Annotated in this window: 14 protein-coding genes; 9 read left to right on the plus strand and 5 right to left on the minus strand. The window is 56.1% G+C overall.

Features of this window, described 5'->3' with window-relative positions:
- Positions 1-28 precede the first annotated feature (28 nt).
- The 6 genes from pvdM (at position 29) to GYN01_RS01030 (ending at position 8,376) form a co-directional block, all read left to right on the plus strand.
- Positions 29-1,378, plus strand: a complete 1,350-nt coding sequence (gene pvdM / locus GYN01_RS01005; RefSeq protein WP_048399434.1) for a pyoverdine-tailoring dipeptidase-like protein PvdM — start codon at positions 29-31, stop codon at positions 1,376-1,378.
- Positions 1,379-1,393: 15 nt separating this feature from the next.
- Complete coding sequence (pvdO, locus tag GYN01_RS01010; protein ID WP_203306465.1) at positions 1,394-2,266, plus strand: dihydropyoverdine dehydrogenase; 873 nt, start codon at positions 1,394-1,396, stop codon at positions 2,264-2,266.
- A gap of 159 nt (positions 2,267-2,425) precedes the next feature.
- Positions 2,426-4,090 (plus strand): cyclic peptide export ABC transporter, encoded by a 1,665-nt coding sequence (locus tag GYN01_RS01015; protein WP_048399431.1) that lies wholly within the window; start codon positions 2,426-2,428, stop codon positions 4,088-4,090.
- A gap of 170 nt (positions 4,091-4,260) precedes the next feature.
- Positions 4,261-6,738, plus strand: coding sequence for a TonB-dependent siderophore receptor (locus GYN01_RS01020; RefSeq protein WP_048399428.1), 2,478 nt, complete (start codon positions 4,261-4,263; stop codon positions 6,736-6,738).
- Positions 6,739-6,828: 90 nt separating this feature from the next.
- Complete coding sequence (locus GYN01_RS01025; protein ID WP_203306466.1) at positions 6,829-7,191, plus strand: hypothetical protein; 363 nt, start codon at positions 6,829-6,831, stop codon at positions 7,189-7,191.
- A 243-nt stretch (positions 7,192-7,434) separates the two neighbouring features.
- The gene (locus GYN01_RS01030) at positions 7,435-8,376 is read left to right on the plus strand and encodes a cupin domain-containing protein (protein ID WP_203306467.1); all 942 of its coding nucleotides are present in this window, start codon (positions 7,435-7,437) and stop codon (positions 8,374-8,376) included.
- 4 nt (positions 8,377-8,380) lie between these two features.
- Here GYN01_RS01030 and GYN01_RS01035 read toward each other — a convergent pair whose 3' ends face one another.
- Positions 8,381-9,295, minus strand: a complete 915-nt coding sequence (locus GYN01_RS01035) for a LysR family transcriptional regulator (RefSeq protein WP_048365400.1) — start codon at positions 9,293-9,295, stop codon at positions 8,381-8,383.
- 331 nt (positions 9,296-9,626) lie between these two features.
- Between GYN01_RS01035 and GYN01_RS01040 the strand changes: the two genes are divergently transcribed.
- Together GYN01_RS01040 and GYN01_RS01045 are read left to right on the plus strand one after the other, a co-directional pair.
- Positions 9,627-10,859 carry a ribonucleotide-diphosphate reductase subunit beta gene (locus tag GYN01_RS01040; protein WP_048399424.1) on the plus strand — a complete coding sequence of 411 codons (1,233 nt, stop codon included), beginning with the start codon at positions 9,627-9,629 and terminating at the stop codon, positions 10,857-10,859.
- 43 nt (positions 10,860-10,902) lie between these two features.
- Positions 10,903-11,352 (plus strand): DUF1289 domain-containing protein, encoded by a 450-nt coding sequence (locus tag GYN01_RS01045; protein ID WP_048399422.1) that lies wholly within the window; start codon positions 10,903-10,905, stop codon positions 11,350-11,352.
- A 155-nt stretch (positions 11,353-11,507) separates the two neighbouring features.
- Here the strand turns inward: GYN01_RS01045 and GYN01_RS01050 are convergent, their stop codons facing one another.
- From GYN01_RS01050 to hcnA, 4 genes are all read right to left on the minus strand, one after another.
- Positions 11,508-14,432 carry a hypothetical protein gene (locus GYN01_RS01050; protein WP_238936065.1) on the minus strand — a complete coding sequence of 975 codons (2,925 nt, stop codon included), beginning with the start codon at positions 14,430-14,432 and terminating at the stop codon, positions 11,508-11,510.
- A gap of 361 nt (positions 14,433-14,793) precedes the next feature.
- Complete coding sequence (gene hcnC, locus GYN01_RS01055; protein WP_048365397.1) at positions 14,794-16,050, minus strand: cyanide-forming glycine dehydrogenase subunit HcnC; 1,257 nt, start codon at positions 16,048-16,050, stop codon at positions 14,794-14,796.
- A gap of 1 nt (position 16,051) precedes the next feature.
- Positions 16,052-17,449: a cyanide-forming glycine dehydrogenase subunit HcnB gene (gene hcnB, locus GYN01_RS01060; RefSeq protein WP_203306468.1), complete on the minus strand. Its 1,398-nt coding sequence runs from the start codon at positions 17,447-17,449 to the stop codon at positions 16,052-16,054.
- On the minus strand, positions 17,446-17,763 hold the full coding sequence (hcnA, locus tag GYN01_RS01065; protein ID WP_048399417.1) for a cyanide-forming glycine dehydrogenase subunit HcnA: 318 nt from the start codon (positions 17,761-17,763) through the stop codon (positions 17,446-17,448). The genes hcnB and hcnA overlap by 4 nt, the downstream gene beginning before the upstream one ends.
- 239 nt (positions 17,764-18,002) lie before the next feature.
- Here hcnA and GYN01_RS01070 point away from each other — a divergent pair, with 239 nt between their 5' ends.
- Positions 18,003-18,866 carry a LysR family transcriptional regulator gene (locus GYN01_RS01070; RefSeq protein ID WP_048365394.1) on the plus strand — a complete coding sequence of 288 codons (864 nt, stop codon included), beginning with the start codon at positions 18,003-18,005 and terminating at the stop codon, positions 18,864-18,866.
- Positions 18,867-18,913 lie beyond the last annotated feature (47 nt).

An 18,913-nucleotide genomic window follows, 5' to 3' on the forward strand; every position in this document is an offset into this window, starting at 1 on the left:
TTGACGGCGGATTTCTACTGAGATGGCAATGACTCAATCACGTTCAAAAAAAGCCCTGTTAATCGGTATCCCATTGGCCCTGGCCGCAGCCATCGGCGGTGGTTTCCTGGTGTGGAACACGTTTTACAACGGTAACCCGGGCTACCCGCTCAAGATCATCAAGCAAGCCGACGAGCTACAGGACCGCGTGCTGTCTTTTGACAGCCACATCACGGTGCCGCTGGAGTTCGGCACAGCGGGCAATGAAGCCGACAAGGACGGCCCTGGCCAATTCGACCTGGCCAAGGCCGCCAAGGGACGGCTGTCCGGTGCAGCACTGACGGTTTTCGGCTGGCCGGAAATCTGGAACGGACCCAACGCACCGCACCGCCCCACCGCAGGGTTTGTCGAAGCGGCGCGCAACGAGCAAGAAGCGCGCTATCAGATCATCACGGGCATGGTGCGCGACTTTCCCAATCAGGTCGGCATTGCCTATACCCCGGATGATTTGCGTCGCTTGCATGGCGAAGGCAAGTTCGCGGTGTTTATCAGCATGCTCAACGCTTACCCGCTGGGCAACGACCTCAACCAACTGGACAAATGGGCGGCGCGCGGCATGCGCATGTTCGGCTTCAGTTATGTCGGCAACAACGACTGGGCCGACTCCTCGCGCCCCCTGCCCTTTTTCAACGACACCCCGGATGCCCTCGGCGGCCTGTCCGATACGGGCAAGCAAGCCGTGCAACGCCTGAACGATCTGGGCGTGATCATTGACGTGTCACAGATGTCGACCAAGGCACTGGAGCAAGTCAGCCAACTGAGCCGTACCCCGATGATCGCGTCGCACTCAGCCCCACGGGCGCTGGTGGACATCCCGCGCAACCTCAGCGACAAAGAAATGCAACTGATCAAAGACAGTGGCGGCGTGGTGCAGATTGTGGGTTTTGCGACCTACTTGCGCCCGTTGAGCACTGCCAGCCAGGACAAACTCAACACCCTGCGCAGCCAGTTTGACTTGCCGCCGTTGCACAGCCTGGAAATGGCCCTGATGCCCGGCGACGCGATTATCACCGTATGGCCCGAACAACGCTTTGGCCAGTACGCGGCCGGTCTGTACGGCATCGTCGAAGAAGAACCCAAAGCCACGCTCAAGGATTACGGCGACGCCATTGATTACGCGGTGAAAAAAATCGGCATCGACCACGTGGGCATCAGTTCTGACTTCAATGACGGCGGCGGACTAGACGGCTGGAAGGATGTGAGCGAAACCCGCAACGTCACCGCCGAACTGCTGCAACGCGGCTACTCGGAGGCTGATATCGCCAAATTGTGGGGTGGCAATTTCCTGCGCGTGTGGGACACCGTGCAAAAAGCTGCCAAACCCACATCAACTCTATAAGTGAACTTGCCGACCATGCTTACGTTGAAACCGCTTTACCGTTTATCGCTGGCCGCCTTGCTTGCCAGCCTGGTGCCTGCACTGGCTCAGGCAGCCGAACCTGCCAAGCCGGGCACGGTGTTCAAAGACTGTAAAGACTGCCCTGAAATGGTGGTCCTGCCGACGGGCAGCTTCATGATGGGCACGCCAGAGGATGAAGTCGGGCGTGAGCCCGATGAAGGTCCCCGGCATAAAGTGACCTTCAGCAAGCCGCTGGCCATCAGCCGCTTCCAGGTCACTGCTGCCGAGTTTGACGCCTATATCAAGGAAACCGGGGTCAAGATTGCTGATGGCGATGACCGCCCGGGACGCGAGTGCATTGCCAGCAAACCGCGCTACCCGCAAGGCCCACGCCAGCCGGCTGTGTGCATGGACTTCGACGACGTCAAAAACTACGTCAGCTGGATTGCGAAAAAAACCGGTAAGCCTTATCGCATGGTCAGCGAAGCCACCCGCGAATACGCAGCGCGCGCAGGCTCGACCGGCCCGTTCCCGTTCCCGATGGACGAAGGCAAGGAGTACAGCATCGCCAAACATGCCAACACCTACGGCCCGACCGATGGTTACAGCTATACCTCGCCCGCAGGCAGCTACCCGGCCAATGCGTTTGGGGTGTATGACATGCACGGTAACGTTTACGAATGGCTGGAAGACTGCAAGCACCATGACTACGTCGGCGCGCCGACTGATGGCAGTGCCTGGGTGAGCGGCAGCACCTGCGAACTGCGCCAGATCCGCGGCAACGACTGGGGCGAAGCGCCGGTGTTCTCCCGCTCCGGCAACCGCAACGATATTTACCCGCAAACCCGTGGCGACTGGGTGGGCTTTCGCGTGCAGCGCGAACTTTAACCCCACTGTGTAGCCGCTGGAGAAGGCTGCGGGCTTTTATGTTGATAAAAAAGACCGCAGCCCAAGGGATGTAGACCTGGGCCGCCTCACACTAAATCCCCACCCCAATCGCTCGTTCTCAAGAGACTGCCCTTACCTTGATTCAAGGAACTCTTGTTTATGAGCCAGCCCGCCACGCCCCGACACAACCCCGGGGTTCTTCGAGAACTGTTCCAACTGCTCAAGCCGTTCCGGCTCATTGTCAGCCTGTCCGTCCTGTTGGGCATGGTCGGCGGCTTGAGCGTGACGGTGCTGCTGGCCACCATCAATAATGCGTTGCACAGCGAAAGCGGCCTCACCAACCATGTGGTCGCCCTGTTCGCCGGGCTGTGCGTATTAGCGCTGATCAGCACCATTTGCTCAGACATTGGCAGCAACTATGTAGGCCAGCACATCATTGCCAAATTGCGCAAAGAGCTGGGCGAAAAAGTGCTCTCGGCGCCCATTTCGCAAATCGAACGCTACCGCAGCCACCGACTGATCCCGGTGCTGACCCACGACGTCGACACCATCAGCGATTTCGCGTTTGCCTTTGCCCCGCTGGCGATTTCCCTGACGGTGACGCTGGGTTGCATGGGCTATTTGGCCATGCTCTCGTGGCCGATGTTTTTGATGATGCTGGTGGCCATTGTGATCGGCACGGTGATTCAGTACATCGCGCGCGGCTACGGCCTGAACGGTTTTACCCAGGCCCGCGAAGCTGAAGATGAGCTGCAAAAGCATTACAACGCGATTGCCGAAGGCGCCAAGGAATTGCGCATTCACCGCCCGCGTCGTCAGCGCATGTTTGTGTCAGGCATCGCGCGCACCGCACAAAAAATCTGTGACATTCAGGTGCGCTCGATCAACACCTTCGTTATCGCCAAAAGCCTGGGGTCGATGCTGTTTTTCGTGGTCATAGGCCTGGCGCTGGCCATGCAATCGCTGTGGCCAAGCGCCAATCCTGGCGTAATAAGCGGGTTTGTGCTGGTGCTGTTGTACATGAAAGGGCCGCTTGAGCACTTGATCAGCACCCTGCCGATCATCAGCCGCGCGCAAATTGCCTTCCGCCGCATTGCCGACCTCTCCGAGCAATTCAACTCGCCAGAGCCACATCTGCTGTTGAGCGAAGATGGCGCGCAAGACAAAACCGTTAACAGCCTCGAACTGGTGGACGTGAACTACAGCTTCCCGGCCGTAGAGGGCAGCGCGCCCTTCCGCCTGGGACCGGTGAACCTGAAAATCAATCAAGGCGATATCGTGTTTATCGTCGGCGAAAACGGCTGTGGCAAAACCACCCTTATCAAGTTGCTGCTGGGTCTGTACGCACCGCAACAGGGCGAAATCCGTCTCAATGGCCAGGCCGTCAGCGCTCAAACCCGCGATGACTACCGCCAGCTGTTCACCACCATCTTTGCCGACTACTACCTGTTCGACGACGTGGTGCAGGGCGACATGAAAATCCCGCAGGACGCCGAGCAGTACCTCAAACGTCTGGAGATTTCGCACAAGGTCAGCATCAACGACGGTCAGTTCAGCACCACCGACCTGTCGACCGGCCAACGCAAACGTCTGGCCCTGGTCAACGCGTGGCTCGAAGAACGCCCGGTTCTGGTGTTTGACGAATGGGCGGCCGATCAAGACCCGACCTTCCGCCGCATTTTCTACACCGAGTTGTTGCCGGACCTCAAGCGCCTGGGCAAAACCATCATCGTCATCTCCCACGACGACCGTTACTTCGATGTCGCAGACCAACTGGTGCGCATGGACAGCGGCAAGGTCAGCACCGCGCTGGAACCTGCCTGATCCCCGCCATGCAGGAGCGAGTTTGCTCGCTCCTACGGTGATTTCTTGCTCAGAAAAAATAAATTCCAACTAAATGAGGAACTTCTTTCCGGTTTATTAATCGCGCTGCGTCTAATAACTATTCCCATTAACAAACAATAATTCCCCCTCCTTCGGAGCCTCGGCACGCCATGCAACGACCAAACTTGAGACGGACCCCGCTTTCGATCGCTACCCAGCGCCAGACCGTTCGCCGCACGCTGTTGTCCAGTGCTTTTGTCGCTTCGGTGCTGCTGGGTTCATCGGTTGCTCAAGCAGCCCCGGTAGCCTTGAACATCCCGGCGCAGTCGCTGGCCAACGCGCTGAATGAGCTGGGCAAGCAAGCCAACTTGCAGATCCTGTACAGCGCCGATCAAGTTCAAGGGATCAAGTCGCATTCCGTGTCCGGCTCACTGGAACCCGTTAAAGCCCTGGAAACCCTGCTGCAAGGCAGCGGCATTTCCTACCAGCTCAATGGCGATACCGTGATCCTCAACGCCCCGCAAGGCAAAGGGCTGGAGCTGGGCGCAACCACCATTTCCGGCCAAGGTCTGGGCAACTCGCTGACGACCGAAGACACCGGTTCCTATACCACCGGCGCCACCAGCAGCTCGACCAAGCTGCCGCTGTCGATTCGTGAAACGCCGCAAACCGTGACCGTGATCACCCGTCAGAACATGGACGACCAAGGCGCGCAAAGTATTGGTGATGTGTTGCGTAACGCGCCGGGGATCAGCACCCAGGCGTACGACAGTGACCGCATGGAGTATTCGGCACGCGGTTACGCCATCACCAACTTCCAGTACGACGGCGTCAACTCGTTATACGACGGGGTATTCGACGAAGGCGCGACCAAGGTCGACATGGCGTTGTACGACCGCGTAGACATCGTCAAGGGCGCAACGGGCCTGTTGTCCGGTTCCGGCGATCCCTCCGCGACCGTTAACCTGATCCGCAAAAAACCGACCCGCGAATTCAAGGCTTCGATTACCGCCAGTGCCGGTTCGTGGGACGACTACCGGACCGAAGGTGATATTTCCGGCCCGCTGAATGACGACGGCAGTGTGCGTGGGCGTTTTGTGACGGCGTTTCAGGATGCCGACTCCTACCGCGACCACTACACAAAAAAGAACCAAGTGTTCTACGGGATTATTGAAGCCGACATCACCCCGGACACCCTGTTCACCTTTGGCATGGATTACCAGGACATCAAGCCGCGCGGCTCATCCTGGACCGGTAACCCGTACTACTTCTCCAACTACACCAAGACCGATTTCAGCCGCTCGTTCAACCCGGCCACCGACTGGAGCCGCCGTGACGTGCAAGCGCGCTCCACTTTCGCGTCCCTTGAGCACCGCTTTGCCAACGACTGGAAAATCAAAGGCACGATCAACCAGCAGGTCAACGATCACGACACACAGCTAGGCTCTGCCAGTGGCGACAAGCCTGACCCGGTGACCGGCGATGGCATGTTCTTCTACTGGGGTAAATGGGAAGGCCATCGCGTTCAAAACACCTTCGATCTCAACGCAACCGGCCCATTCAGCCTGTTCGGTCGTGAGCATGAATTGGTGGTGGGCTACACCTCTCAGGAATCCAGACAAACAGGGGCCACGTTTGACGGCAGCCAGTTCACCAAAGTACCGGGCAGCATTTTTGACTGGAAGGGCAAATACCCGGAGCCTGACTTCCCGAAAAACGGCAAGTACGAGACCAATCAAAACCAGAACAGCGCTTACATAGCGGCACGCTTCAAGCCTACCGACGATTTGTCGTTGATCCTGGGCAGTCGTGTGAGCGACTTCCAATACAACAGTACTTACAAATACTACGTACAAGCACCACCGAACTTCGAAGACAACAAAACCACGTCCAAGCAACACGGCCGTGTGACGCCTTACGCCGGTGCCGTGTATGACATCAACGACACCTACTCGGTCTATGCCAGCTACACCTCCATTTACAAACCGGTCACGGACAGAAGCGCTTCAGGCACCACCCTGGCGCCGACTGAAGGCAACAGTTACGAAATCGGTTTGAAAAGCGAGTATTTCGATGGTCGCCTGAACGCCAGTATCGCGGCGTTCCGTACCGAGCAGAAAAAGGTACCCATCAACGTGGGCACCAACCCGATCACTAACGAAGGCATTTATGAGTCTCTGGACGGTGCCACCACCAAGGGCGTTGAACTGGAGCTGACCGGCGAAATCATGCCGGACTGGAACCTGATCGCCGGTTACACCTATGCTCAAACCCGCTCCGAAGATGGCAAGCGCGTGTATGGCTATCCATTGCAAACCACCAAGCCTGAAAACGTGGCGCGACTGTTCACCACGTATCGCTTGCCCGGTGTGTTGAACAAAGTGACTGTTGGCGGTGGCGTGAACTGGCAAAGCCCGTTCTACGGCCAGATCTACAACGATGCCAAAGAAGACTACGACATCATCGAACAGCACAGCTACGCGCTGGTTAACCTGATGACCCGTTACGAGTACAACGAACACCTGACGTTCAACCTCAACGCCAACAACGTTTTCGACAAGAAGTACCTGTCCGGCCTGGGCAACTTCAACACCACGTACTACGGTGAGCCACGCAGCCTGATGCTGACCACCAAATACACGTTCTAAGCGTCACCCGCCCCACCCAAAAAGCCCCGGTGCTCACGTGCCGGGGCTTTTGCGTTTGAGGGTTGCCAGCGGCTGTACGGGGGCGCGCGCATGCCTGAACTAGACTTTCGCGTTGCAGCGCTCAAACCCAGACGTACCGCACCTTCCCTCCTAAAGCGCTGCCATCATTTCGCAGGTAAACACATGCGCTTAACGCCCCCAAAGACTCAAGACACCCACGTTTTTGATACCACCCTGAATTTATTTACCTACCCCGCAGTTTTAATCGCACACACGTTGGGCCTGTTTGAAACACTCCATCAACCGGGCGAATGGAGTATCACCTCATTAAGCAATCATCTTGGGCTTGCGCCACGGGCAATGAATACGCTGCTTAATGTGAGCACTGCGTTTGGCTTCATACACCGTCACGCATCGTCATACGCCCTTTCTGCGACCGGCAAAGAGTACTGAGTCAAGACCAGTCCCTATTATTTCGGTGACTTTTGGAACTTGATGATCGATAACGCACACCAGCCAGGATAACTGTCCACTTTTAACCACTTACCCCCCTAACGCCTGTCGGGGGTAAAGCGTTGTCCTGGACACCCCTTTCGGCACAACTGCTGTTCCGTTTGAGGCTTTAATCCGGGCGTGAACGCCTCTTATAGTGGCGACTCCGTGCAGCCGTGATGCGACTGATAAGAAGAGGTTTCCATGAGTAGCCTGAATGCCCCATTGCAACACCTTGATGTGCTGGATGCCGAACACGACGCGCAATACTTTGAGTACAGCAAAGCCGCCAACCCGATCAGTGCCGGGTTGATTTCCCGTATTCCTTATCAAAATTTCCCTTCATCGCTGTATGACACAGGCCCAAGTCGCGTGGTCCCGCTGGACTTGAGCGAGGCACTGGGCTGTCCGGGACCCGCAACCGGGCCGGGGTTGCTGGCGAACTTCATTCGTCTGAATGCCGGTGACAGCCTGACGCTGGCGCCTGTCACGACCTCTCAGGTGGTGTATGTGATCGCCGGGCGTGGGCAATTGGTGCAGGGCAGCACGCGTTTTGAATGGGAGAAAGGCTGTTTTATCGCCATGCCCGGAATAGAAGCGGTTCAGCTGAGCGCCAGTGAAGATGCGCGGTTCTATTACGTACATGACGAGCCGCTGCTGCGCTACTTGGGGGTGGTGCCTGCGCAACAACAGTTCAGCGCCACGCTGTATCCCGCTCACACCGCCAATACCAAGCTGCGCGAAGCCGCGGATGACCCGCGAGCGCAGGATCGCAGCCGTATCAGTATCTTGCTGGGTAATCGGCATTTTCCTCAAACCCGCACGGTGACTCACGTGTTATGGGCGATGTACGGGATTTTGCCCGCAGGTTCGGTGCAAAAACCACACCGCCATCAATCCATTGCGCTGGACTTCATCATTGACTGCCCTGCGGGTTGCTACACCCTGGTCGGCACGGACATCGATGAAAACGGCCAGATCCGTAATCCGACCCGAGTTGACTGGGCGCCGGGGCTGGCGTTTGTCACGCCGCCGGGTTATTGGCATGCGCACTTCAATGAGTCGCAGAGCGAAGCGTTCTTGATCCCGATCCAGGACGCAGGTTTGCAAACGTATCTGCGGGCGCTGGATATCCGCTTCAGCTAACCCCTCAAGACTGCCAATACGCGGGGCTGCCGACACGCTCGACCATAAAGTCGATGAAACAACGCACCTTCGACGACACCGTGCGTTTGGGTGGGTACACCAACCACAGCGACGCAGGCACCTGCGTCGCTTGCACCTGCCATTCAGGCAACCAACGCACCAAAGCGCCCGAGGCCAGCTTGTGCGCTACCAGCCAGTCCGGTAAACAGGCCGCCCCCAAGCCCTGCTCAACCGCCAGCAATTGCGCCTCCAGGTCGTTGATGCGCAGCCCGCCTGCCACTTGCACCCGCTGCACGGGGTGAATAAAACCGTCAGCCGGCACAAAGAAAACATCGTCGGGCAAATTGCCGTTCAACAACACCGCGCCAAGCGCCTGCGGGTTTGAAGGGGCCGGGTGTTGACGGGCGAACGCCTGACTGACACAGACCAGCGTGCGTTCACTGGCCAGCTGGCGCGCTTTGAGGGTGGAGTCGGGCAAGACACCAATGCGCAAGGCCAGATCGACGCCGGCATTGATCAAGTTCACATGTTGATCGTCCAGCATCAGTTCCAGGCGGACTTCGGGATGCTGCGCCATGAACTCACCGAGGAGTGGCAGAACGTGATGCCGGGCGAATGCGGGGGGCAGATTGAGTTTCAGCAGGCCACGCGGGTGCTGGTTGAGCGACGCCGTCGCGTGCTTGGCCTGCTCCAGTTCATCCAGTACCCGCACCGCATGGTGCAGGAACGTCTCGCCCCCCTCGGTCAAGCGCAAGGTACGGGTTGAGCGATTGAACAAGGCGATGCCCAGATCGTGTTCCAGATCCTTGATGTAACGCGACACCGTTGAGGCTTTGATCGACAGTTTTTCGGCGGCCCTGGAAAAGTTGTTGGCGTGCGCCGCTTCGACAAAAGCATTCAGCGCTGCGAAATAGTCCATGGCGAGTCCGCACGAAAGAAAAGTTGCCAAAGGCTATCAGATTGATCACTGCGCTGGCGTGGTCACGAACAGGAAATCTGGTTGACCACCCTCCCCGTCGACTATATGGTGTGTCACCAAAGAGCGACAAACACCACATAGTGTGTTTTTAGCCTGAGAAGCTACGCTATCAACACGACCGTCAGGAGCGCGATTACTCGCGAGAGGTCGCACCCGCAAGATCGCGAGGCCAGCTCACTCCTGGTGTGTTTTTGTTAATGCTTGAACATTTTTACGCCCGTCCAAGACCACACACCCTGGTCAAACCCGCCTCCTGCGAAAGGAAACTCCTATGTTGAATTGGGACAGCTCTGACAACGAAGACATTGATTTGCGTGCCGCGCAACCCGCACCGGCTGCACTGGACGCACTCAACAACGCTGGCGATCAAGAGGCCGCCAAAGCACGCCAAGTCACCGCAGGTGACACCCCGGCCATCATTCGGGCCAAGGCGGCCCTGAATTCGCTGGACATCGCTGAGGGCATGGCTGAGCTGGAGGGCGCTTCGGCACGGGTGGCGGTGGATGAAAAACGCATGATCAATTGCCGCGCCGATCTTAACCAGTTGGTGCCGTTCAAGTACGACTGGGCGTGGCAGAAGTACCTGGACGGTTGCGCGAATCATTGGATGCCGCAAGAAATCAACATGACTGCCGACATCAGCCTCTGGAAAAATCCTGAAGGATTGACCGATGATGAGCGCCGCATTGTCATGCGCAATTTGGGGTTCTTCTCTACGGCCGATTCATTGGTGGCCAACAATTTGGTACTGGCCGTCTATCGACTGATCACCAACCCGGAATGCCGCCAATATATTTTGCGCCAGGCCTTTGAAGAGGCCATTCACACCCACGCGTATCAATACTGCATTGAGTCGCTGGGCATGGATGAGGGCGAAATTTTCAACATGTATCACGAGATCCCGTCGGTGGCTAAAAAGGCCGCGTGGGGATTGAAGTACACCCGTTCAATCAGCGACCCGACATTTGAAACCGGCACCGTCGAAAACGACAAAGAACTGCTGAAAAACCTGATCGCGTACTACTGCGTTCTGGAAGGCATATTCTTCTACTGCGGTTTTACTCAGATCCTGTCCATGGGACGGCGCAATAAAATGAATGGCGTGGCTGAACAGTTCCAATACATATTGCGCGACGAGTCCATGCACCTGAATTTTGGCATTGATGTGATTAACCAGATCAAACTGGAAAACCCGCACTTGTGGGATGCCGATTTAAAGGATGAAGCGGCGCAAATGATTTTGCAGGGCACCCAGCTGGAAATCGAATACGCCCGCGACACCATGCCCCGCGGTGTATTGGGGATGAACGCGGCGATGATGGAAGACTATTTGAAGTTCATTGCCAACCGCCGCCTGTCGCAGATCGGTTTGAGGGAAGAGTTCCCGGGCACCACCAACCCCTTCCCGTGGATGAGTGAAATCATGGATTTGAAGAAAGAAAAGAACTTCTTCGAAACCCGCGTCATCGAGTACCAGACTGGCGGCGCATTGAGCTGGGATTGAGCCCGCTGCCTCATTCACCCTTCCCCCTTACAAACTGATGCTTATGTGTAGCCAGAAAATTAAAACGCCCTGCGTGGGATTATGCTCAACGGTTTTTGGCGACCTTGTATGCCGTGGCTGCAAACGCTTTCATCACGAAATCGTAGGGTGGAACGGGTACAGCGAAACCGAGAAGCAGTCTGTGCTGCTGCGCCTGGAGCACGTGCTGGAGCGTGTAACACAAGGCCTGGTCGATGTGTTTGATGAGCCATTGCTCATTGACAAACTGGCGCAGCGAAACATTGGGCTGCGCCCTGGCCAGTCGGTGTATTACCTGGCGTACCACGTGATCTGGCGAGGAGCGCAGACGATCAAGAACATTGAGGATTATGGGATAAGGCTGGCCCCCGACTTACGGGGGATGCCCCTGGTTGATGTGCGTACGTTGCTGGACAAGGAGTTTTTTATCCTGTCCGAGATGCATTACCAGCGAATACCGATAGGCGAGCGTTAATTATTCAACAAGACAACACTTCATCAGAACGCGCTTACTCGCGTTCTGATGCGGCGTAATTGCACTGCAACATGGCATCGTTTAAACCGACCTAAGAGGCTGACTCTCAAGCCGGGAGAGTTATCCGCGATGCACAACGTTGTCAGCAGCCCGTTTTAAACATCCGTGGTCAGCGAAAACTCTATGGTGGAAGGCGCATGTTTATCGATTACGTAAGGATTACTGTCCACGCCGATCTCATTGCCCTCCCTTATGGTATAAGTGCGTTTTACCGTAAAGTCTACATCCGGAACTTGCCGTATTTCATCACCGACGTCAAAGACGATATTTTTGGCAACGACATTGACATTAGCTGCCTTATGTACAGGATCATAATCAATTATAAAACTCAAGCCCCTGCCACTGGGCAGCAGATCGCCTTTTAATCCGGCGTCCCCGCTCGTTACATTACTAAATCCGTGCACCGTCGCACCTTGATGCGCCACTTCGGAAATGCGCGTACGCATTAACGGATCAGGAATAGCGGCCTCAAACTGACGAAGTTTTAGTAAGGTAAATTCATCTCCCGTCATAATTTCAGCGTCAGGCATCATATTGAGCTCAGGTTTTTCTCGATTGATGACCGAGTAGTAATTGCGATCAAGGTCTAATAAAAAGTTGTGCGAATAGTCGGTGTCTGACAAGTGGTTGGGTCTGGCTCTTTCCCCTTCCGTAACCATAAAATTATCCTCTTCAACCTGCCAAGAAAGCTGGAATTGCTTTTGCGTTACTACTCCGTTTTCTTGCCGTGTATTTTTAACCCCGTAATCGTATTCGATGTTTTTATCGAACTTTAAATATTCATCAAGCTTTTCGGCGCCCGTGGTGTCCAGCCCTTCCACCTCAAACTTGGCTGCCAAGGGTGAAGCAGGCCTCTCTTCAGCAACTGGCGTAGTCGGCGAACTGCTCCTGCGCCATGGCCAACTTCCTCCTTGCCCCTCAGTGCGAATCCAATCACCGTTGTTTGTATGACTGACCGTCACTAAAGGTTTACGGGTAGCGGGGTCAATAATCTGTACCCGGTTATCACCGATTTTAAAGTCGGACCTGATCTCGTAGACCTTGGGAGCACCGCGGGTATCGGTATGACGGATGAACCACTGATCCACTCCGCTCGCGTTTTTTAGCTGATAAATGCCTTGGCCATTCGGCAAGGTGTTTTCAATTAATGCTTCACCGTTTGGCACTGCATAGTCGCTAATGCTTCCCGCTTGGCCAGGACGCAGGCGGTTGATATCGGAGTCGTTTGAAACCCTTTTGTTAACTGCCCCGGTTACCGATGTTGCTTGGGTGGGGGGCTCACCCTGAACGGGAACATTTCCTTCAACTGGCCTATTGAGTGCTTTCGCAGGTCGACGTAATTCAAGATCATGCGTCTGCTCGTTAGGTGTCCAACTGTAGTCTTTGACGGCAGACGTGTTGAGTGAAGGTGTATCACCTAATCCCGTCTCTACGGCCCCGGGCAGTAGTTCATGCGCTAATTGCAGGCCCGAAATCACCGCGGCGGCATTACCTTGAAGTCGATCATCAGCCGTTTTGCCATAAATACCGTCATGAATACCGAAGACAATATTGCCAGCGTTGCCAACAACCGGTAAATAACCGAAGGTATTACCCCACGCCTCTTTCACACTCTTCCAACTTTGCTGTGAGGCACCAAACACCTGCGTCTGGTCGGCCCACACTGAGTTCTTGGTGTTCACGGCTTGATATTGAGACGCAAGGCCTTGCTCCAGACTCCCCTCTCTTAATGAATAATCACGGTTTCGCGAACGGGTGTAATTGAAGGTCTCCCGCACCGGAATGGCCTGATCCGAAACGAGATTAAAATAGCCCTCGTAGCTCACATCATTGCCGGCGATCAGGCTATCAAGCACTTCACCTGCCTTTGGCCAATGGGCATCTTTACCCCCTTGCCTGTCGCGGGCATTGAAACGTTTGAGCAGATCATCCCGATGGGTGGTAGCCCAGTTGGCAAAGCCTTCATCTCCCTGAATTTCATGAGCACTGCCTTTGCGCAAATCAATCATCAGCCCCTGATTTGGCCGGTGCTCATAATTGGCGTCATAAGGGGTATTAGGAATAAATGCATAGCCGGCCAGTGGGTAACCGTACACATTGGGAATGATGACCTGACCATTGTGCGCCAGGGTGCGTTTTACAGCGGCTTGACCTGCTGGGCTTAACGACTCAAAACCCGTCTTATCGTTAACCAGGCTTTGCAAAGTGCCCTTTACTAGATAGGCATCTGCTTTCCCGGAGCGCTGCGCCATCCCCCCCGATGCATCGCGCATGGGCGTAGCGATTTCTTTCTCCCAATGATCTTGAAGATTTTTCCCTAGCCCTTCTAGCGCGTCGACTTTGCTCCGGTCTTTTGGCTGAATGCTCATGTATTGAAAATTGATCGGGCCACCCGGTGCCACTTTGTCGTGTGCCAGCGCACCGGCTGCTAACTCCCAGGCTAAGTACGTTCTTTTTTCAGTGCTTACATGATTTGTTTTATTCCCTATTATTTCTTTTCTGTAGGCGTCGAACGTCACCGTGATTTTTTCATGTGGGTCATACCCCGCAGCCAATAAGCCTGCGCTGAAGAATCCTGATGGCTCCAAGAACTGGCGTGCGTTCTGGAACTTGATGTTTCTTTCGCCCTCGCGTCCCTGTTCTATGTTGCCAATCTGCGCCTTTACCCGATCAGCATAAGCATCGAGACGCTGCTTTCGCTCATTAAGGCTATAGCTCACCGTGGGCGGTGAAACCGTACTTGATCCATAAATAGTGTGCGTGTTGTCATCCAGTTGGGGCGACGAAGAATGCAGTGATAACGAGTTGCCATTCGCCCCCACTCTCTGCGCAGGAGCCCCGGTTTCACGGTTTGAGCTATTTTGAGTGCTCTCGCGCAATGGAGCGGGCTTTTGCACAGGCAGGGCCGGATGGGTTACTGATAACGGGTTGCCTTGCGCAACGCGCGATTGCTTGTTGTTAGGCATCGCGGGCAGTTGGGACGTGACGAGTGATAAAAACGGGATGGTGAAGGTAGACATTGGCTAGATACCCTATCAGACGAGCTTGGGGTTTATGCCTGTCAGTCAGAGTTTCAAGGCTCCTCCAATCAGGCTCCCATAGGTGCATCTATCACTTGTTGGGGTTCCGTCTGGAGGGAACTCGATGTGTTAAAACTTAAATGGTGGGTGGCGTGAATACTCTCTGAACAGCCTGTCTCTACACGTAATATCAAGGGCTCTAGTCACTACCGCACAGGCTCTGGTCATCATTACGGGTAAGGGTTGTTACAACAAACGAGGATCGCGCTTGCCTTGCAATCACGACTTGGCATTCAACCTTAAGGTTGACTGACACTCCGTGTTCACCAGGCAAGCTCAACTCCTACCGTAAAAGCAGTGCTTACGCGCCCATCACTTGTGGCAATCCTACGGGCTGCAGATCAAAGCGATCCGCCAAGAATGGCGTCACGTCCAACGGCAAAGGTTCATTGCGCACCAGAGCATCAAGCATGACGCCAGTGATAGCCGACGTCAGGATGCCGGTACGGAAGTGACCGCACGCGTTCAAGTAACCTTCCACCCCTTTCATGGGTCCCAGGATCGGCAGTTCATCCGGCGACCCCGGTCGCAAACCGGCCCAGGTGCGCTTGAGGTTCACGTCTTTCAGCTGCGGGATGCAACGCATGGCGCCTTGTACCAGACCGCTGATTTCCGGGAAGGTGGTGGTGACGTCGAAGCCTTTGTCTTCCGTGGTGCTGCCAATCAGGATTTCACCGTTGTCTTTCTGCGCCAGATAACAATCACTGGTGGTCAGGCAGCCGTTGAGCAGCTTGGGCATGCGCTCGGTCAGCACGATCTGGCCTTTGACTGGCGCCACAGGAATGCTCAAGTCGGTGGCCATCACGCTCAGCTCTGCGGCCCATGCGCCTGCCGCGTTAATCAGGGTTTTACTGTGGAAGACGCCTTCGTTGTCAGTGCGCACACCCAACACTTTGGCGCCTTGGCGCAGTACACCGGTGACGTTGGTGTTGAAGAACAGGTCAACGCCATTTTGACGTGCACCTTCGGTGTAGGCGTCCGTCAGGCGGAACGGGCTGACCTGGTGATCGCACAGAAATTCCAGCGCACCCTTGGCATCGTGGCTGACACTGGGTTCGGACTCACGCAGGGCGGCCTGGTCGAGCCAGCGCACTTCATGGGCCAAATGCGGAATATTGGCCACGATGTGCTCTGCATAGAGGCGGTCTTCATCGTCGTAAATCACGTACTTGAGGCCCGTGCGTTCGAACTTGAAGTCCATGCCGTGTTTTTCTTTGAGTTCTTGATGCAGACCGGGGTACAGCGCATTGGACTGCAAGGCAAAGTCGAAGAAACAGTCGGGCAGGATGTGCGGCGTACTGGAGTCCACCACCACTGCGCTGCCTTGGGCTTCGCGTTTGCGCTCAGCCGACATCATGCGAAAGAAGATCACCCCGCAGCCAAGGCCCACCGACTCCCCGATGGCCCACAAACCGCCTGCCGACGCACGGCTGGCGTTGCCAGGGCGTTTGCAGTCGATCATGGCAATTTTCAAATCTTTGCGGCGCGACAAGTGATAGGCGATTGAGGCACCGATCACCCCGCCGCCAGCAATTACAACGTCATAGGTCTTGATCATGTCAGGCATCCTTGCAGGGATTGGTGAAGGCAGAAAAAGGCACAGGCTCCAGCGGGAAGCGCGGGCGTAACCAGCCGACATCCTTGCGCCCGGTGGCATCACGCAAGCGATCGCTGCAATAGCCGACGCACATCCGGCCCTGGCAATCGCCCATGCTAACGCGGGTGCGCATTTTCAGCCCGGCCATGTCTTGCACGCCCTGGCTAAGCGCCACGTCGATATCAGCGCGCGTCACGTGCTCGCAACGACAGACCACGGTGTCGGCCTGGGGCAGGTCAATCTGGCGGGTGCCGCGTTGGGTGTAGCGGTCAATCCCACCACGGAACCGCATGATGGTGTTGAGTTTACTCATGTAAGCGCGGCGCTCTTCAAGGGCCTGTTTTTCACTCAGGACCCCGCGCTGCATCAATATCGACAGGGCCGCGATACGCCCTGTGAGCATCGCCGCTTCGCCACCACGCAACCCGGTGACATCACCGGCCAGATGGATACTCGGGTCACTGCTTTGCTGCCAGCTGTTCGCCGTTGCTGCCAGATAGCCATCAACGTTATAGGCGTGCTCAAGCCCCATTTGCTGGGTGAGCTGGGTGCGCGGAATAAACCCGTAGCCCACCGCCAGCGTGCGTGCGACAACCGGCTGCGCCTTGCTCATGTCGGCCTGCCAGGTGCTGGAATACGGCGCAACAATCACTTCTTGCACCTCACCTTCACCACGGGCCTCGACCACGCCCCAACCGTAACGCACTGTGATGCCGTGGCGCTTGAGGTACACCAGCATGCTCAGGCCATCGAGGAACAACTGCGGCTGATTGAGCAGCGCCAAGCTTTCTTTGGCGATACGGCCCAATTCACACGCTTCATAAACACCGGCTATTTCGACACCCGCCGCATGCAACTGGCAGGCAACCAGCATCAACAGAGGCCCAGTGCCCGCGATAAGTACCGGGCCTTTAGGCTTGACTACACCACTTTTGATCTGCAATTGCAGGCCGCCGAGCATGATGACTCCCGGCGTGGTCCAGCCCGGAAAAGGCACGCTGCGCTCATGGCAGCCGGCCGACAACACCAGTTGCGGGAATTGAATCTCTTGCACCTGTTCATGGGCATCGAGCATTTGTAACCGCTGCTCGCCCTGACCACCAATCACACGATGATTGAGCCGTACATCGACCAGATGGCCAAACTCGGCGAATTCAGCGTGCAATTTATGCAGCGCGTCTTTATAGCGCTCACCCAAATAGTCCAGCTCAACGCCTTCGCGCAACGGGCCGCGATACACCACACCGCCCAGGCGCGACGCCTCTTCGAGCAAGGTGCTGGCTACGCCGTGCTGTGCCAGCTCGATCGCGGCTGACATACCCGCCGGGCCACCCCCAACGATGACAGGATTCAGGCTCATAGCAGTTTCTCCTGTTCGGCGACCCGGTTGTGTCCGGTTTCGACTTTCATACCGGGGTGTACCACGGTCTGACAGGCGCGACGCTTGTGCCGACCGTCAATATTGACCAGGCAGCAGTAGCACACGCCCATGCCGCAATAGGCACCGCTGATCTGTCCGTGATCATTGGCTGACACCTGGCGCACACCCACTGAATTCAAGACGCTGAGTACGGTTTCCCCTTGCGCAGCATTCACCGCCTGACCATTGATAAGGATGGTCATGTCCGCCTGCATTAAAGGTTGAATGTCGTACTGCCGGTTCAAATCATCCATTTTTTTATGTTGTCCTTTTAATGTGTATTGTGCGGCACACCCGCAGGTGCCGCACCGCTTCATGCGGGCCTCTGGTTTTTTTGGGCAGCCAGAGGTCTTGGCGTTTAAATACCAAGACCTCGAACGTTAGACGATTCGCAAAAATAAGCATTGATATAAGCCAATAGATTCACCTGATTTTTCGAGTTTTCGAACTATTGCACTTACACTGAACGCCCTTTGCACTGCGGCGGCCCTCTATGGACCTGGATCTGGCTCGAACCTTTCTTGAAATTGTTCGCTACGGCAGCCTTGCCAGCGCTGCCCAGAACCTGCATGTGACCCAGACCGCCGTGACGGCACGGGTGCAGAAGCTTGAAAGCCTGCTGGGCGTGACGTTGTTCATTCGCAACCGCGCCGGGGCCAGGTTAACCCCCGAAGGTGAAGCTTTTGTGGTGTATGCCAATCAACTGTTGCAAACCTGGGAAGCGGCACGGCGCGATCTGCCGCGCCCTGAAGGGCTCAACCAAGTGCTGCATATCGCGGGCGAGGTCAGCCTGTGCAACCCGCTGATCCTGAGCTGGACCAAAGCCCTGCGCCAACACCTCACCTCCCACGCCGTGCGCGTGCAAATTCGCGATGGCGAGCAGTTGTTGCGTCAAGTGGAAATGGGCTTGCTGGATGCCGCTCTGGTTTACCGGCCCGCGTATTGGCCTGGGGTGCAGGTGGAGCAATTGCTGGAAGAAAAGCTGATTCAAATCCGCCGCCCCGCCTTACCAGAGCCTTATGTGTACGTGGATTGGGGCGAAGACTTTCGGCGTCAGCATGATGCTGCGCTGCCCGATAAAGCGCGCGCCGCGCTCAGCTTCAACCTGGGGCCTGTGGCGCTGCACTACATTCTTGAAAACGGCGGCAGTGGCTACTTTCGCACACGCGTGGTGCAAAGCTACCTCAACAGCGGTGCGCTGGAGCGGGTGCCCAAAGCGCCAGAATTCAGCTACCCCACCTACCTGGTGTATTCGCGCGAACGTGATTGCGCGGCGCTGCAACAGGCGCTTGAGCTATTGCGCGACATCGTCAAACAAGACAGCGACTGGTCGCAACGCTGGGGACCGGAGGTCTGAGCAATCAACGGCGCTGAATCCACAGCACGTGTGACGCGGCGCAGTGA

The organism is Pseudomonas weihenstephanensis, from assembly GCF_016812185.1.
Classification (GTDB): domain Bacteria; phylum Pseudomonadota; class Gammaproteobacteria; order Pseudomonadales; family Pseudomonadaceae; genus Aquipseudomonas; species Aquipseudomonas weihenstephanensis.

Bases quoted from the DNA above. Each gene is read 5' to 3' on its own strand.
- hcnA (WP_048399417.1), bottom strand. From the start codon at position 17,763: ATGGATGATTTGAACCGGCAGTACGACATTCAACCTTTAATGCAGGCG.
- pvdO (WP_203306465.1), top strand. From the start codon at position 1,394: ATGCTTACGTTGAAACCGCTTTACCGTTTATCGCTGGCCGCCTTGCTT.
- GYN01_RS01015 (WP_048399431.1), top strand. From the start codon at position 2,426: ATGAGCCAGCCCGCCACGCCCCGACACAACCCCGGGGTTCTTCGAGAA.
- GYN01_RS01030 (WP_203306467.1), top strand. From the start codon at position 7,435: ATGAGTAGCCTGAATGCCCCATTGCAACACCTTGATGTGCTGGATGCC.
- pvdM (WP_048399434.1), top strand. From the start codon at position 29: ATGACTCAATCACGTTCAAAAAAAGCCCTGTTAATCGGTATCCCATTG.
- GYN01_RS01035 (WP_048365400.1), bottom strand. From the start codon at position 9,295: ATGGACTATTTCGCAGCGCTGAATGCTTTTGTCGAAGCGGCGCACGCC.
- hcnC (WP_048365397.1), bottom strand. From the start codon at position 16,050: ATGATCAAGACCTATGACGTTGTAATTGCTGGCGGCGGGGTGATCGGT.
- GYN01_RS01070 (WP_048365394.1), top strand. From the start codon at position 18,003: ATGGACCTGGATCTGGCTCGAACCTTTCTTGAAATTGTTCGCTACGGC.
- GYN01_RS01020 (WP_048399428.1), top strand. From the start codon at position 4,261: ATGCAACGACCAAACTTGAGACGGACCCCGCTTTCGATCGCTACCCAG.
- GYN01_RS01045 (WP_048399422.1), top strand. From the start codon at position 10,903: ATGTGTAGCCAGAAAATTAAAACGCCCTGCGTGGGATTATGCTCAACG.
- GYN01_RS01040 (WP_048399424.1), top strand. From the start codon at position 9,627: ATGTTGAATTGGGACAGCTCTGACAACGAAGACATTGATTTGCGTGCC.
- GYN01_RS01050 (WP_238936065.1), bottom strand. From the start codon at position 14,432: ATGTCTACCTTCACCATCCCGTTTTTATCACTCGTCACGTCCCAACTG.
- GYN01_RS01025 (WP_203306466.1), top strand. From the start codon at position 6,829: ATGCCTGAACTAGACTTTCGCGTTGCAGCGCTCAAACCCAGACGTACC.
- hcnB (WP_203306468.1), bottom strand. From the start codon at position 17,449: ATGAGCCTGAATCCTGTCATCGTTGGGGGTGGCCCGGCGGGTATGTCA.